General features: G+C 67.8%; 14 protein-coding genes. 10 read left to right on the top strand and 4 right to left on the bottom strand.

Annotated elements, in window-relative coordinates:
• Positions 1-7: 7 nt before the first annotated feature.
• The 7 genes from hutW to LRG07_RS11115 all read left to right on the top strand — a co-directional run bounded on the left by hutW (position 8) and on the right by LRG07_RS11115 (position 5,538).
• The gene (gene hutW, locus LRG07_RS11145) at positions 8-1,369 is read left to right on the top strand and encodes a heme anaerobic degradation radical SAM methyltransferase ChuW/HutW (RefSeq protein WP_238642387.1); all 1,362 of its coding nucleotides are present in this window, start codon (positions 8-10) and stop codon (positions 1,367-1,369) included.
• Positions 1,356-1,910: a heme utilization cystosolic carrier protein HutX gene (hutX, locus tag LRG07_RS11140; RefSeq protein WP_238635484.1), complete on the top strand. Its 555-nt coding sequence runs from the start codon at positions 1,356-1,358 to the stop codon at positions 1,908-1,910. Before hutW ends, hutX begins: the two co-directional genes overlap by 14 nt.
• On the top strand, positions 1,907-2,590 hold the full coding sequence (locus LRG07_RS11135; protein WP_238642384.1) for an SDR family oxidoreductase: 684 nt from the start codon (positions 1,907-1,909) through the stop codon (positions 2,588-2,590). The genes hutX and LRG07_RS11135 overlap by 4 nt, the downstream gene beginning before the upstream one ends.
• A complete protein-coding gene (locus tag LRG07_RS11130) occupies positions 2,587-3,186 on the top strand; it encodes an MptD family putative ECF transporter S component (RefSeq protein WP_201242709.1) in 600 nt (199 codons plus the stop codon). The genes LRG07_RS11135 and LRG07_RS11130 overlap by 4 nt, the downstream gene beginning before the upstream one ends.
• Positions 3,164-3,928: an energy-coupling factor transporter transmembrane protein EcfT gene (locus tag LRG07_RS11125; protein WP_238635481.1), complete on the top strand. Its 765-nt coding sequence runs from the start codon at positions 3,164-3,166 to the stop codon at positions 3,926-3,928. Before LRG07_RS11130 ends, LRG07_RS11125 begins: the two co-directional genes overlap by 23 nt.
• On the top strand, positions 3,925-5,319 hold the full coding sequence (locus LRG07_RS11120; RefSeq protein ID WP_238642381.1) for an ABC transporter ATP-binding protein: 1,395 nt from the start codon (positions 3,925-3,927) through the stop codon (positions 5,317-5,319). The genes LRG07_RS11125 and LRG07_RS11120 overlap by 4 nt, the downstream gene beginning before the upstream one ends.
• An 81-nt stretch (positions 5,320-5,400) precedes the next feature.
• Positions 5,401-5,538: a hypothetical protein gene (locus LRG07_RS11115; RefSeq protein ID WP_238642379.1), complete on the top strand. Its 138-nt coding sequence runs from the start codon at positions 5,401-5,403 to the stop codon at positions 5,536-5,538.
• Between the two features lie 21 nt (positions 5,539-5,559).
• Here LRG07_RS11115 and LRG07_RS11110 read toward each other — a convergent pair whose 3' ends face one another.
• From LRG07_RS11110 to LRG07_RS11100, 3 genes are read right to left on the bottom strand one after another with little or no spacing between them, the layout of a single operon-like run.
• A complete protein-coding gene (locus tag LRG07_RS11110; protein WP_201169365.1) occupies positions 5,560-6,060 on the bottom strand; it encodes a hypothetical protein in 501 nt (166 codons plus the stop codon).
• Positions 6,054-6,581, bottom strand: coding sequence for a permease (locus LRG07_RS11105; RefSeq protein WP_238633123.1), 528 nt, complete (start codon positions 6,579-6,581; stop codon positions 6,054-6,056). Before LRG07_RS11105 ends, LRG07_RS11110 begins: the two co-directional genes overlap by 7 nt.
• A gap of 35 nt (positions 6,582-6,616) precedes the next feature.
• The gene (locus LRG07_RS11100) at positions 6,617-10,162 is read right to left on the bottom strand and encodes an SNF2-related protein (RefSeq protein WP_238642378.1); all 3,546 of its coding nucleotides are present in this window, start codon (positions 10,160-10,162) and stop codon (positions 6,617-6,619) included.
• Positions 10,163-10,349: 187 nt separating this feature from the next.
• Here LRG07_RS11100 and LRG07_RS11095 point away from each other — a divergent pair, with 187 nt between their 5' ends.
• A complete protein-coding gene (locus LRG07_RS11095) occupies positions 10,350-11,582 on the top strand; it encodes an HD-GYP domain-containing protein (protein WP_201169359.1) in 1,233 nt (410 codons plus the stop codon).
• 29 nt (positions 11,583-11,611) lie between these two features.
• Here LRG07_RS11095 and LRG07_RS11090 read toward each other — a convergent pair whose 3' ends face one another.
• The gene (locus tag LRG07_RS11090) at positions 11,612-12,256 is read right to left on the bottom strand and encodes a LysE family translocator (protein WP_238637088.1); all 645 of its coding nucleotides are present in this window, start codon (positions 12,254-12,256) and stop codon (positions 11,612-11,614) included.
• 269 nt (positions 12,257-12,525) lie between these two features.
• Here LRG07_RS11090 and LRG07_RS11085 point away from each other — a divergent pair, with 269 nt between their 5' ends.
• Positions 12,526-12,837, top strand: coding sequence for a circadian clock KaiB family protein (locus tag LRG07_RS11085; protein ID WP_201169351.1), 312 nt, complete (start codon positions 12,526-12,528; stop codon positions 12,835-12,837).
• Positions 12,834-14,360, top strand: coding sequence for a circadian clock protein KaiC (kaiC, locus tag LRG07_RS11080; RefSeq protein WP_238642377.1), 1,527 nt, complete (start codon positions 12,834-12,836; stop codon positions 14,358-14,360). Before LRG07_RS11085 ends, kaiC begins: the two co-directional genes overlap by 4 nt.
• Positions 14,361-14,521: the final 161 nt, after the last annotated feature.

Genomic DNA, 14,521 nt, shown 5'->3' with positions numbered 1-14,521 from the left:
GGGCGTGATGAATGATCGAACGGGAAGCCTGACGCCGGCGGTCACCAGTGACCCCCTGCGCTACGCGTTCACCGCCCGGCGCCCGGTCATGCCGCGCCAGGACAAACAGGCGGTGTCGGAGACCGAGATCCCCCGCCGGTGGGCGGCACTGGAGCAACAGTCACCGGCAGCCGGCAAGCGACTGGCCTACATCAATATCCCGTTCTGCAGGGCCAACTGCCTGTACTGCGGCTTCTACCGCCATCGCTCGGGCGCGCCCCGACTGAACCGGTATGTGGACCTGCTGATCGAGGAGATCCGTCGCGACGCGGCCCTGCCGCTGGTCGGGGATCGGCCGATCCACGCGGTCTACCTCGGCGGTGGTACGCCCAGCGATCTGCCGGCGGGAGATCTGCAGAGGCTCCTCGCCGCCGTTCGCGAGTGTCTGCCCTTGGCCGCCGACTGCGAGATCACCCTGGAGGCGCGCATCGCCGGGCTGACCGAGGAGAAGATCCGGGCTGCTTTTGCCGGCGGGGTCAATCGCATCTCGGTCGGTGTGCAGAGCTTCGACACCCGGGTCCGTCGCCGGCAGGGCCGGGTTGCAGCTGCCCAGGAGGTGGTCGAGCGCCTGGTCCTGTTGGCCGGCCATGACCAGGGTGCCGTGATCGCCGATCTCATGTTCGGACTGCCCGACCAAGATCTCGCGAGTTGGCACCGTGACCTGGACAGCTGCCAGGAGCTAGGTCTGGATGGCCTGGATACCTACGCGCTCAAGCTGATCCCGGGCACTCCGCTGCAGAAACTGGTCGAGCGCGGGTGCATCGAACAGCCGGCAGGGCTCCCGGAGCAGGCGGAGTTCTACGCGGAGGCCGTCGAGGCGCTCTCGACGGCGGGTTGGCGGCAGATTAGCAACAGTCACTGGGCGCGAACGCCACGCGAACGCAACCTCTACAACCTGTTGATCAAATCCGGTGCCGAGACGCTCGCCTTCGGTGCCGGCGCCGGCGGCAGCCGCGAGCCTTACACCTTTGCCAACACCCCGGATATGGAAGCCTACGAGCGTGCCGTGGCCGCCGGAGACAAGCCCGTGGCGATGATGCGGGTCTCGGATGCGCTGCAACCCCTCCGGGACACCCTGATGGGTGGTGTTGAGGTTGGCCGTCTTGAGCTGCCCGCCCTACGCGCCTGCATGCCGATGTCGGTGCAGGCGGACCCCAGCCCCTGGAGGCTCGTTGACCGCTGGGTCGAGGCAGGGCTGGCGGAGCGCCGCGGGGAGCAAATCCATCTAACGGTGGCGGGACGTTTCTGGGCGCCGAATCTGGTCACCGGCTTTCAGCAGGTCTGTGCGCAAGCTCTGGAATCGGGGAGGAAGGCCCATGCAGACGGATAAACAGGAACAGGGTCATGAGGCCGTCCGGCAGGTGCTCGAGGAGCGTCCGGACGCCGTGATCGAGGACCTGGCCCGGAGTCACGGGCTGACGCCGCTGGAAGCGACCCGCTGCCTGCCGGCCTCGTTCTGGTGCGAAGCGCCGGGCGAGCAGTTCGAGTCGATCCTCAAGGAGGTGAGTGACTGGGGGGAGGTCCTGGTCGTCGTCCACAACCGGGATCTGATTCTGGAGGTACGGGACCGTGTCCCCCCCGGCAGCTCAGCGCACGGTTTCTACAACCTTCACGGTGACAGTGCACTCGGTGGCCATCTGCGGCCGAAGCGTTGTGCGGCGATCCTTTTCGTGGTGCGTCCTTTCATGGGGTTCCGGACTGCCTCACTACAGTTCTTCACCCCCGAGGGCGAAAACCTGTTCAAGATCTTCCTTGGCCGCGACGAACAACGGTGCCTGCGAGCGGATCAGTTCGAGCGTTTCCGGGCCCTTGCTGCAGAGTTGGGCGGCTATCCGGGCTTGCGGATCGGCGAAGGGGAGGAGGAGCGATGAGTGCGCGTACGGTCCTCTTGTTCGGTGCCACGCGCGGGGTCGGGCGGCTCATGGCCGAACGCCTCCGAGAGCGAGGCCGACCGGTGGTGGCCCTTGCTCGGGTCTCGGAGCGGGCCGAGGGGCTTGCCCAACTCGGCGTCCGCGTCATCCACGGCGATGTAACCGATGCGGACTCGGTAACCGCTGCGTTCCGGGCAGCGGGCGAGACCGCCGTAGTGGTCTCCACCGTCTCGGGCGCGCTCGAGAAAAGCCGCTTCGTGGATGAAGTGGGGAATATGCTGGTCACGGATGCCGCTCGCGGCTGGAACCCCTTCCGCGTGGTGCTGGTGACGGCCATCGGCTGCGGTGAGACGCGGCCGTACCGGTCTCCGCAGGCGGTCGAGGCGTTCGGGCAGATTGTCGACGCCAAGACCCGTGCCGAGAACTACCTGCGCGGATCGGGTTTGCCGTATTTGCTGATCCGTCCCGGTGGGTTGCTTGATGGCCCACCCTCCGGAAACGCGGAGCTGACGCGCGCGCCGGATGCCCACGGCAACGTCCGGCGTGCCGACGTCGCTGCGCGGCTTGAGGAGGTTATCGACCGGTGGGATTGCGACGGGCAGGCGTTCTCCGTTATCGACCCCACCCAGCCCTCGGCGGCGCGGCGGCGTCAGCGGCAGGAACAGAGGGCGTCCCAATGAGCACCATCGAGCCGAGCGCCACGGATCTGGGTGCGGCCACCCGCGAGCGGGCCAGCGGTCGGCACGGCCGCTACTGGTCCGTCTCGGATCTGGTCATGGTAGGCACCTTCGCCGCACTGGCGAAGGTGGCCGGGCTGTTGATCGTGCTCTTCGGTGGCGGGATGAACCCGGTCACGCTCATGGCCAGCAGCATCGTGTCGACGGCGCTGCTGCTGGTGCTGCTCCACAAGGTCCAGCGCCTCGGGACATTGACCATCTTTCTGCTGGTCAGTGCCGTTGTCGACATCCTCGTCCTGGGCGGCAACCCGGTCCGCATCCCCGCCTCGCTGCTCGCCGGCGTGCTGGCCGAGGGGGTGATCTGGCTGCTCGGTGGCTATCGGCGGATGTTCGGGCTGATCATCGGGGTCGCCGTGCACGAATTGCTGGCCCGCGCCATCAGCCTGGGCGTGGGTGCCCTGCTGGTGCGCGAGGAACCGCGTCTGTTGCTGATGGTGGCCGCGGTGGTGGTCGTCAGCTACATCGGCAGCCTGTTGGGTCTGTGGCTGGGTCGACGGTTTATCGAGGAGCTGCGACATGCCGGTATCATCCATCACTAGGACGGCCGGAGATCGGCAGACCCCGCTGCATGGGCTGGCCATGCGCACCAAGATGCTCATCAGCGTAATCGCCGCAGTAGCTGTGGTCGTGCTTGAGTCGCCCGCGGTGCTGTTGGGCCTGCTAGTCATCAGTACCGCCTACGCTGCCCTGAGCCGGCGCTACGGCGTCCTGCTCGGAGCCTACCTCCTGTTCGGGGCCCTGTGGCTGCTGGCCCTGGGGTTTATGCATGTGATGGGCGTGTTTCTGCCGCGGCTGGGTTACGGTGAGTTGGCCGATGTGGTCGTGCCCTTTCTCCGTTCGGCGATCCTGCTCAACGCTGTGCTTGCGATGGCTTTGTCCTCCCGCATCCAGGGGGCGCTGTCGGCGCTCAAGTCGCTCTACCTGCCGTATTGGCTCTACCTGCCGGCAGTTGCCATGGTGCGCTTTGTGCCGGCCTTCCTCTTCGACGTTCAGCAGGTTGGCGAATCCGTGCGGCTTAAGGGCTACAGGCCCGGGCCGTTCCTGCTGGTGCGGCATCCGGTCGCCTCGCTGCGGCTGATCTTCATGCCGCTGCTCTTCCGGGCCCTGCGTACGGCGGACGATCTCTCCGTAGCGGCCGAACTCAAGGGGCTGGGAGCCAACACGCCGGCCTCCCGCTACCGCGAGGATCGCTTCGGTGAGCGGGACTGGGTGTTCATGGTGCTGGCGGCAGTTGCCATCGGGGGCTCGTTGTGGCTTGAACTCGGAGTCGGGTGGTCGTGATCACGCTCGAGGATGTGACCTACACCTATCCGTTTCAGCGTCAGTCGGCACTGTCGGAGGTTAACCTCCACGTTGCTCCGGGGGAGGCCATCGCGGTGACCGGTGCCTCGGGCTGCGGGAAGAGTTCCCTGCTGCGGGTCATCAATGGCCTCATTCCCCACCATTTTGAGGGCGAATGGGCGGGGCGGGCGCGGGTTGCCGGACGCCTGACCCGTCAGGCCATGCTGGCCGAGATCAGTGCCCGCGTCGGCACGCTGTTCCAGGATCCGGAACAGCAGTTCTTTGCCCTGCACGTCGAGGATGAGCTCGCCTTGACGCACGAGCAGCGCGGTGAGCACCCCGCACGTATTGGCACCCGTGTGCAGTGGGCCATGGAGCGGTTCCGGCTGACCGGGCTGAGCCATGCCAGCGTCTACGATCTCTCGGACGGGCAGAAGCAGAAGGTTGCGCTGGCCGAGGTGATGTCGCGCTCGCCTTCGGTGCTTGTGCTGGATGAGCCTACGGCCAATCTCGATCCCGAGGCAACCCGGGAGCTGGCGCAGCATCTGGCCGAGCTCCGTGCAGAGGGCGTGACGCTGGTGATCGTCGATCACCGCCTCTACTGGCTGACCGGGCTGGTGGATCGCATCCTGGTTATGGAGGCGGGCCGGCTGGTCATGGCGGGGTCGGCGGAAGCAGTCGCCGAGTCACGTCACCGCTTCGGCCTGCGTCAGCTCAGGGTCGAGGACCAGCGCGCGCGTCTGCCCGAGGTCCCGCGGGGCGGCCGTGGACACATCGAGGTTTCCGGACTGTCCTTCGCCTACCGCAATGGCCCCGCGCTGATCGAGGATCTGGATCTGAGCCTGCCGGCCGGGGAAGTCATCGGTGTCCTCGGTCCCAACGGCGCCGGCAAAACGACCCTCGTCCGCCTCCTGACCGGGTTGCTCAAGCCTGATGCTGGGCAGATCCGGGTCCAGGGTCGGTCGCTGAGCGCGCGTGCCCTGATGCGCCGTACGAGTGTGGTGCTGCAGAACACGGATCACCAGCTACACATGCGGACGGTCCGGGAGGAGCTGATCAGCTCCGTGCGTGGCGCGGGATGGGAGGTGGACCCCGCTTGGATCGACGAATTGCTGCACGAGTACGCGCTCAACGGGCTGGAAAAGCGCCATCCGCAGTCCCTTTCCGGTGGTGAGAAGCAGCGGCTGGTGGTGGCCTGTGGCCACGCGCGCAGACCGCAGCTGTTCGTTCTCGATGAGCCGACCAGTGGACTCGACGGCGCGAATCTCACGCTGATCGTGCGGAACCTGCAGCGCTTGGCGGACTCCGGGGCGTGTGTCATCGTAATCAGCCATGATCTGGAGCTGATCGAGCGGGTCTGCACGCTTCGGTTGACCCTACCTGCCCGCTGAGTCCTTCGCGCGGGATCGCTCGGTTGGGAGCAAAAACCGCTGTGCAGCTAGACAGCGGCGGCGGATAAGGGGCGCTATCGGATGAGGATTGACCGACTACGCAGGTTGCTCCGCGAGCTCGCCAGCCCGGGCGGGTTTCGCCGCCACCCCGTGCTGGCGGTGACCCTGGTGCTCATTGTGGCCCTGATCATCTTCGGGTTGGCGCTGCGCCCGGTCTGATCACCGATCGGGCGCGGGGCTTCAGGGCGCCAGCGCCCCAGTCAGCGCACCGGCCGCTACCCCGGCGAGTACTGGCAGCGGCAGGGAGACCAGCAGGCGGGCCGCGGTGGTGCGGGCGCCGAGCATCGGCAGCTCGAAGGCGGCGACGCGGTGGAAGGCGAGCACCGACCAGGCGGTGATCAGTGCGATGAGCTGAGCCATGCCGGCGCCGGCGTCGCTCAGCACCACGACTAGAGGGAAGGCGACCACCGGTCCGCCGGGCAGGAAGCCGCCGAGCAACGATGCGATCAGGATCCCTGCGCCGCCCGAGTCCTCGCCGAACAGCGAGCCGACCGCCTCGGCCGGAATCAGCACGGCCAGGAAGGCTGCCGCGATGAGCGCTACCGGCAGGCGCGTGAGCAGCGGCTGGAGTTGTCGCCAGCCCTCCCGGGCGGCGGCACGATGGCTGCCGTGGGGCTGGAACTGCGCGATCGCCGCGCAGATCCCCAGCAGGATGAGGATGGTCACAAAAGCACTCAGCATGCCCAACGTCTCACGCGACGGCCCAACGGGCGGGCCAGGAGTGCGGCCAGAAAGGGCAGGGGCAGGGAGACGAGCATCTTCAGCGCAACGAAGTCGAGCCCGAAGAACGGGATCTCCCAGACCAGGGCGCGGTTCAGGCCGAGGACCGACCAGGCGGTGAGGTAGGCGACGCACACCTCGAACGCGGCCCCCGAGCGCAGCAGGGCCACCACCAGCGGGAAGGCGGCGAACGGGCCGCCCGGGGTGAGGGCGCCGGCAGCCGTGGCCAGGGCGAGGCCGCGCACGCCGCTGCGCTCGCCCAGCCAGCGTTCAATGGCGTGGCGCGGGATCAGTGTCTGCACATAGCCGGACATGAGCAGCGCGGCCACCAAGATCGGTGCCACCTGCAGCATCAACTCGCCGGCCCGGCTGAGTGCGTCCCACCAGGCCGCCGGGCCATGGAGCACGTAGACCGCGGCCCCGGCGCCCAGCGCCAGCACCGCGAAGAAGATCGTCATCGGATCCAGGTACCGCGCGGACATGCGCGCGCGCCCCTCGTCACGGTCGTGGGGAGCTGTCACGCCGGCTCGGTGTGGCTCTGACCCAGGCTGAAAACCTGGCTGAGTTGGGCGTCGTCCAGATTGCCGATCCACTGCTCGCCGCTTTCCACCGTCATCTCCGTCAGTGCGCGCTTGGACTGGATCATGTCGTTGATCCGCTCCTCGAAGGTGCCCTGGGTCAGCAGGCGGTGGACCTGAACCGTCTGCGTTTGCCCGATGCGGTAGGCGCGGTCCGTGGCCTGGGCCTCCACGGCCGGGTTCCACCACAGGTCGAAGTGGATGACGTGGGAGGCCGCAGTCAGGTTGAGTCCGGTGCCGGCGGCCTTCAGGGACAGCACCAGTACCCGTTCGGTGCGATCATTCTGGAAGCGGTGGACGACTGCGTCGCGCTGGTTTCTCGAGAGCCCGCCATGCAGGAACCCCGGTGTGCGGCCGGTGGTCTCGGCGACGGCCTCCTGGAGCAAGCTGCCGGCCTCGCGGAACTGCGTGAACACGATCGCCTTCTCGTGCCGGCGCTGGATCGGTTCGAGGAGTTCGAGCAGGCGCTGCATCTTGCCCGACGCCTCGCTCCCGTCTTCGCCCTCCTTAAGGTACTGGCGCGGGTGGTTACAGATCTGCTTGAGCGCCAGGATCATCTGTAGCACCAGACCCTGGCGCCGGAACGTATCGGAGGTTCCCTGGATGACCTCCAGGCCCTCGCGCACCACCGATTCGTACAGCGCACTCTGTTCGGGAGTGAGCTGACAGTACTGATCCTGCTCGATCTTCTCCGGCAGGTCGGTGATGATGCTTCGGTCGGTCTTCAGCCGTCGCAGCAGGAAAGGGGCCGTGACCCGGCGAAAGCGCGTGGCCGTCTCCTGGTCACCGTGGGTCTGGATCGGGGTGACGTACTCGCGCGTGAAGCGCTTCAGGGTGCCGAGCAGGCCCGGATTGCAAAAGTCCATCAGGCTCCAGTACTCGGTGAGTCGGTTCTCTACCGGGGTGCCGCTCATGGCTACCCGGGCGCCGGCGGGGATGGATTTGATCGCCTTGGTCTGGGCCGCCTGGGGGTTCTTGAGGTTGTGTGCCTCGTCGACCACCAGCGCGCGCCAGGACTGCCGCCGCAGCCGTGCGGCGTCGGTTCGCGCCACGCCGTAGGTCGTGAGCACGACGCCGGTTCCCTGCGCATCGTCCGGCAGGGCGCGCCGGCCGCCGTGGTAAGTGGTGGCACCCAGCTCGGGGGCGAATTGCTGGATTTCGCGCATCCAGTTGCTTAGCAGGCTGGTCGGGACCACGACCAGCGCCGGCCGCCCGGCCAGTTCCCCGTCGTCGCGGAGCTGCGCGAGCAGGGCCAGAATCTGCACGGTCTTGCCCAGGCCCATGTCGTCGGCGATCACGCAGCCCAGACCGGCGCGGACATTGCCGTAGAGCCACTGAAAGCCGCGTTGCTGGTAGGGGCGCAGCTGCGCAGCCAGTGATCGGGGGGGCGCGCGCTCAAGGTCCTGGTGCAGAGCTGCGACCCGTTCCCGGGCGCTTTCGTCCAACTGCACTGGCGTCCCGGCGTACTCCCCCGTGAGCGCGACTCGGGTCAGCTCCGCGCCGCCAACCGTCGGCGGGTTGGCCAGGTTGCGGCGGACACGTTCGATCTCCTGCGGGTCGAGGTAAACATATTGTCCGCGGAAGCGGACCAGCCCGGTCGCCCCTTCCACCAAGTCCTCAAAGGTTCCCGGGTCGATCACGTCATCGCCCACTGCCACCTGCCAGTCGAAGCGGAACAGATCGTTGGCGTTGAGGTGGCCGTCGCTGTCGCTACTGCTGGCGGTGAGCCTCATCGTTGCGCTCGGTGGTCGGCCCAGTCGCTCCAGCGACCGGGGCAGCAGCGTGCGGACGCCGAGCAGCTGCAGTGTCGGGAAGACGTTGAAGAGCAGTTCCGGCAGCTCGTCGAGGGTGAGTGACAGCGGTGTGCGGCCCCCGCCACGCAGGTAGTCGCGCAGCGGGTCGTAGGCATCGGCGAGCATCGCCGTGGTGCGCAGCAGCTCGCTGTGCCCGTCGCCGCGCTCGGCGAGGGCGTCGGCGAGCGGGCGATGGGCGCCCGCACCGTTGCCGCCCGGCTCGTCGCCGACCTCGATGGAGAGTTCGAAGGATTCGGGCTGCGGCTCGTCCACACGCAGGATCAGGGTCTGCGCCGCTTCGGCCAGGTGCAAACGGCGCAGCCAATGGTGCAGGCTGGCGGCGGTGCCGCCCTGGCCGGGATCCGACAGCCAGGCGCAGCCACCGCCGAAAAGCAGGTCGGCCACCGGGTCAGCGGCTGCGTTGCTGGCAAGCTCGCTCCACTCCCGGATCCAGTAATCGATGAACAGGCCGCAGAGCAGACGGGCCCGCGTCCGGCGGTCGAGGCCCTGGTCGGCCCCGGGCTCGTCCAGGCGGATGACCCCTTCCGGGGTGCCCGCAGCAAGGCTGCGCAGGAGCGTATTGACCTGCGGATCCAGGCTCGCTGGCATCCACAGGACGCTGGTGCCGCCCCGGTCGATGGTCAGTACCCAGGGTACCGCCGCGCCGGCGGCGGTCAGGTGCAGGGCGGCGCGGTAGGCCGCATGAAGGGCTGCAACCTCCGGCTGCAAGTCAGCCACTTGGTCGGCGTCCAGGGGCGCGAGCAGCTCGACGAGGTCGGCGAGCTCTGCAGCCGCTTCACAGCCGTCGATCTGGACGTCGCCGTCGGCATCCACCCGAATGGTGGGGCGGTCGTCCGGGGTCAGGGTGGTGGCTTGGGTCTGCGCCTCCTGGACCTGTGCGTCGCTGCGTGCGGCGTCGCTCAGCGTGCGCTGGGCCTGCCGAGCGACACGCCGTATCTGGGTGCGCCAGAGCTTACGGTAGCTGTTCAGCCCGCCGATCGGCGGTTCCTGGGGGAGGGCGTCCGGGATCGCCTCGATGCGATCGGGCAGCCGTGAGAAATCTAGCTCGGCGAGCACTGCCGGGTCGGCCGCTGTCTCCTCCGGCGGCGCGCTGCCGGCGCGCAGTGCCGCCGCCAGGCTCGGCGGCGCCCCCAGGGCGTCGTTCTCTGGGAGTTCATGGCCCCGCTCGCGCAGCGCGCCGAGTAAGTCGACCCCGCGCAATCGGAAGACCAGAAACGGATCGGTATCGATTTCGCGTGTCAGCAGATAGATCGCCGCCGCCAGGTGTTTGCACGGGATGGCCCAGTCCGGGCAGGAGCAGCGCATGCCCAGCTCCTGCCAGCTGTTCGGGAAGACGGGGATGCCCGCCGCCTCGGCGCGCTCGAGTACCGCCGGATCCAGCTGCCGGTTGAGCAGCCCCGCGAGCAGCGCCGGATCATCGGCAATGGCATCGATCAGCTGCCGGGTCTGATCCGCCGGCAACGCAGGGATCCGCAGGTGCACCTTGTAAGGCTGGCGACGCGATCCCTTCACCCGGGCGGTGATCTCGCCCTGATCGATGCTCAGGGCCTGGACGGACCCGTTGTTGGCGTAACGCCGGCCCCGTGGCAGGCGGTTGGTGTAATCGATTTCGTGCAGGGCGCCAAGCCACTGCTCGCCCCACCAGGTCCGGCCGAAGGTTGCGCGCGTCATGGGTGCCCAGCTTAGCGGCTGGCACCGTCCCGGCCAAGCGCGCTGCCGGGGGCTGCGGGGCCCGGCGGCCCCGCCCCTGTTCTCCCAGCGTCCGTTTCCCGATATTCTGGGAGGCTGAAACCAGCCTGCGGCGGTTTGTCGTAGCGGCCCACCGCCTAATCGGTCCATTTTGCGGTCACCAGCGATCATGAGCGAGCAGTCGAAACGCAGCCCAGAAAGCGGGGAGCCGGAGCGCTTCCTGCCCGTGCGCGGAAAGGATCTCGTCGTGGGTCGCCCGGTGCCGTACTCCATCTACGACACCTACGAGCGGCTCCTGCTGCGCTCCGGCCGCGTGCTGAAAAGCGACGCGCAGCGTCAGATGCTGCTGGAGTCGGGGCGCGCTCGTGCCACCTCGTTCCAGGAGGATACGGTTACCCTGGGGGAAGCCAGCCCGTCTTGGGAGAACCACAGTGGCGAACTGAAGTTCGATCCCTTCGTCAGTTTCGACCGATGTGCCGCTTCCCTGCGGCGGGTCCATCACGCCATCGATCTCGGTCGCCACGACTACCTGCTGCGGCTGGAAGGGATGATCAGCCAGCTCGGCAACCTGATCGACCGCGATCCGGATGCTGCACTGGCGGCGGCGCACATCAACCGCGAGTTCCCCAATCGCGTGCTGCACCCCATCCGCAAGGCTGTAGTCGCGGACCTGCTCGCCCGCGCCGCCTCTCTGGACGGTGGTCAGCGCCGGGCGGTGGTCGGTGCGTCGCTGACCGCCAACCTCAGCATGCTCGCCCTGCAGGAACAGCTCGATCAGCAGGAGAGCGCCCTCAGCGCGGCGCAGCGCCGTGAACTCCACAGTCACCCGGAGCGGACCGAGGCGTTGCTGACGGCCGCGGGCCTGGAGGATCAACATTGGCTGCGCGCCGTCCGCGAGCATCACGAACGGATGGACGGCTCCGGCTACCCCCGCGGGCTGACGCGGGAGGGGATCAGTACCGAGGCCGCGGTGGTCATGCTCGCCGATGTCTATATGGCCATGGTGACCCCTCGCGCTCACCGCCCGGCGCATGTCATCCGGGATACCCTGCGGGAGCTATACGCGGACGATGGGTGTCGCTTCGACGCCACGCTGACGCGGCTGCTCATTCGCGAGTTGGGGGTTTTTCCACCGGGCACCCTGGTCGATCTGAGCAACGGCGAGACCGCGGTGGTGACCCGTCGCGGCCCGAGCAGCATGGCCCCACAGGTTTTCCTGCTGCGCCGGCCGGACGGCAGCGTCTTCATCCGCCCACGGTTCCGCTCGCTGGCGGAGGAGGAGGGTGTAGAGATCCGTGGCGTGTACCGCCAGGAGGAGCTGCGCGTGCTCTATTCGCCGCACATGGCCTGGGGCTATGACCAGGAGTGGGGCGAGGCGGTGGATCGCGCCGAGCGCGGGTGATTGCGGCCGCCCCGGCTCATCGCGCGGGCTCAGACAGCGCCCACGGCGATGCCGGCGGTGTAGAGCGCGAGCATGGCCAGTACCACGGCGAAGACCCCTTCGCGCAGCCGCTGGTGGCTGTTTAGCCGCTCACGCCAGGCTGGCAGCGAGAACAGCGCGGCGACCGCCGCATACCACCCGATGTCCACCCCGGCGGCAATGGACACCATCAGCGCCTGCTCCCACGCCGCCTGCCCGGGGCCGGTGAACGGGCTGAAGATCGCCAGGAAGAACAGGGCAATCTTCGGGTTGAGCAGTGCCATGGCCAGGCCGTCTCCTGCCGCCTGGATCGGGCTGCCCGGTTGCGCCGGCGACCGGTCTTTCTGTGCAGCAGGGGGTTCCGGTCCGATCCGGGCGCTGCGGGCGGACTGCACGGCCAGCCAGCCCAGGTATGCGGCACCCAGGCCCTGGATGGCCGCCAGCAGGGTCGGGTGGGCGGCCAGGATACCGGCCAGCCCGACCACGCTGAGGGCGGCGTAGCCGCCGACGCCGATACCGTGGGCGACGGCCGCGGTGAGCCCGGCCGACCGACCGCCTTCCAGGCTGTGACGCGCCACAACCGCCAGGCTCGGCCCCGGCGACATGGCCCCCAGGGCGCAGACGGTGATCAGCAGTAGCCAGTCGTTTGCTTCCACCGGTCAGAAAGGGTCCTGCATCGTTGCTGGTGCGGATGCGGCGCCTAAGCCGTCGCGGTGAGGGACGCCTTTTCCATGTGCGGGAGTCCTTGTGTCGCTTCGGGGGCCCGGGCGGCGGTCGGTGCCCCGATTAGGGTCGATCCCGGCCACGTCCTGCGGGCATTCTGCCAGCACGCAGGCGGTCGTGCACAAGCACGCCAGCTGGCGTTCGATGGTCTTGTAAAACCGGCGATGCTAGCCTGCCCGGAAGACCTCAGGGCACGCCAGATATGCCAGAAGACACCTCCGCGCCCCGCTATCTGCTGCGGCTTTTCATTGCGGGCGACAGTCCGCACGCCCGCGCAGCCCTGCACAATCTCCAGCGGATCTGCGAGTCACAGTTCCCGGATCAGTACCGCATCGAGGTGGTCGATCTGATGCACGAGCCGCACCGGGGTGACGAAGAGGGGGTGATTGCCACCCCCGCGCTCATCAAGGAGCTACCGCCACCGGTGCGGCGTGTCATCGGTGATCTTTCGGATCGTGAGCAGGTACTCAACGGCCTGCAGTTGATCCCCGAGGCAAAGGATGGAATGCCATGAGTGAACGGAGCATCGAGCCGGTGTGCAAGACCGCCACCGGGATCCCGGGGTTCGACTCCATCGCCCGGGGGGGTGTCCCGGCGGGACGGACCACTCTGGTCGCGGGTACGCCGGGTAGCGGCAAGACGGTCTTTGCGGGGCAGTTCCTGGCTGCGGGGATCCTCGATGAGCAAACCCCGGGCGTTTTTGTCACTTGCGAGGAATCACCGGCCGACCTGCGGCGCAATCTGCAGGCCTTCGGGTGGCCCGTGGAGGAGTGGGAGGCCAGCGGCTGGTGGACGTTCGTGGACGCCTCCCCCGATATCGATCAGGAGCCGCAGGAGACCGGCGCCTACGACCTGGGTGGCCTGATCGCTCGGGTCTTCGGCGCCGTGCAGCGCTCGGGCGCGACCCGCCTGGCCATCGACTCCCTCGGTGCCATGTTCTCGCGCTTCCCGGATGTCCGGCAGGTGCGCTGGGATCTGTTTCGGATTGCCGGCCAGATGAAGCGCCTGGAGATCACCACCGTCATGACCGCCGAGCGCGAAGCCGAGTATGGTCTGGTGGCACGGCACGGGGTGGAAGAGTTCGTTGCGGATAACGTGGTCATCCTGCGGAATATCCTGGAGGCGGAGACACGCCGCCGGACGGTGGAGATCCTCAAATTCCGCGGCACGAACCACCAGAAAGGGGAGTACCCGTTCACGATCCTGCCCGAAAGCGGTGTGGTTGCAATCCCGCTCTCGGCGATGGAACTGACCCAGCGTTCCTCCGAATTGCGTATTACCTCGGGCAACGCCGATCTGGACCGGATGTGCGGCGGTGGCTTTTACAGGGATTCCATCGTGCTCGCTTCCGGGGCCACGGGGACCGGCAAGACCCTGATGGCCACGGAATTCATCGCAGGCGGCCTGGCGGTCGGCGAGCGTTGCCTGCTCTTTGCCTTCGAGGAGAGTCGCGACCAGCTCATCCGCAACGCCCGTGGCTGGGACGTTCAGTACGAGCCCGCCGAAGCGCGGGGTGACCTGCAAATCCACTGCGAGTACCCGGAGTCGGCCGGGCTGGAGGATCACCTCATCCGCATCAAGCAGGCCATCGACACCTTCCGGCCCCACCGGATCGCTCTCGACAGCCTGACCGCGCTGGAGCGCGTAGCCACCCCACGTGGGTTCCGGGAGTTTGTCATCGCTCTGACCTCCTTCACCAAGGATCGGGAGACGGCGGGATTGTTTACGGCCAGTACGCCCTCGCTGATGGGTGGATCCTCCGTCACCGAGGCCCACATCTCCACACTCACCGATTCGATCATCCTGCTGCGCTACGTCGAAATGGCCGGCGAGGTGCGGCGCGGGCTCACCGTCCTCAAGATGCGCGGTGCCGCTCACGAGAAGAGCATTCGGCAGTTCCGGATCGATCACCGGGGCATGCATATCGGCGACCCGTTCCGCGGCATCGAAGGCATCCTGGAGGGGCATCCCAACCGAATCATCGACTCGCCGTCCGCTGCCGGCAGGGAGCCCCGATCCTCGCATTACCATGAGTGAACCCGCGCCGGCGTGGTGGCGCCGTCCAATGCGCCCGACGGCGATCGCCTCGGCAACGCGGAAGCTGGCAATGCGTAGACGCCCGGCACCGGACGGTGTCGGGCGCGTCGGTGTGCTGACCGCCGGGTCTGGCGGCAGAGAAGTCCCCGGGCCGGCCCGCG

The organism is Halorhodospira sp. 9622 (assembly GCF_022228025.1).
Classification (GTDB): Bacteria; Pseudomonadota; Gammaproteobacteria; order Nitrococcales; family Halorhodospiraceae; genus Halorhodospira; species Halorhodospira halophila_A.
Note: the sequence above shows the minus strand (reverse complement) of the source record. Positions and strands in the feature narration are given on the sequence as shown.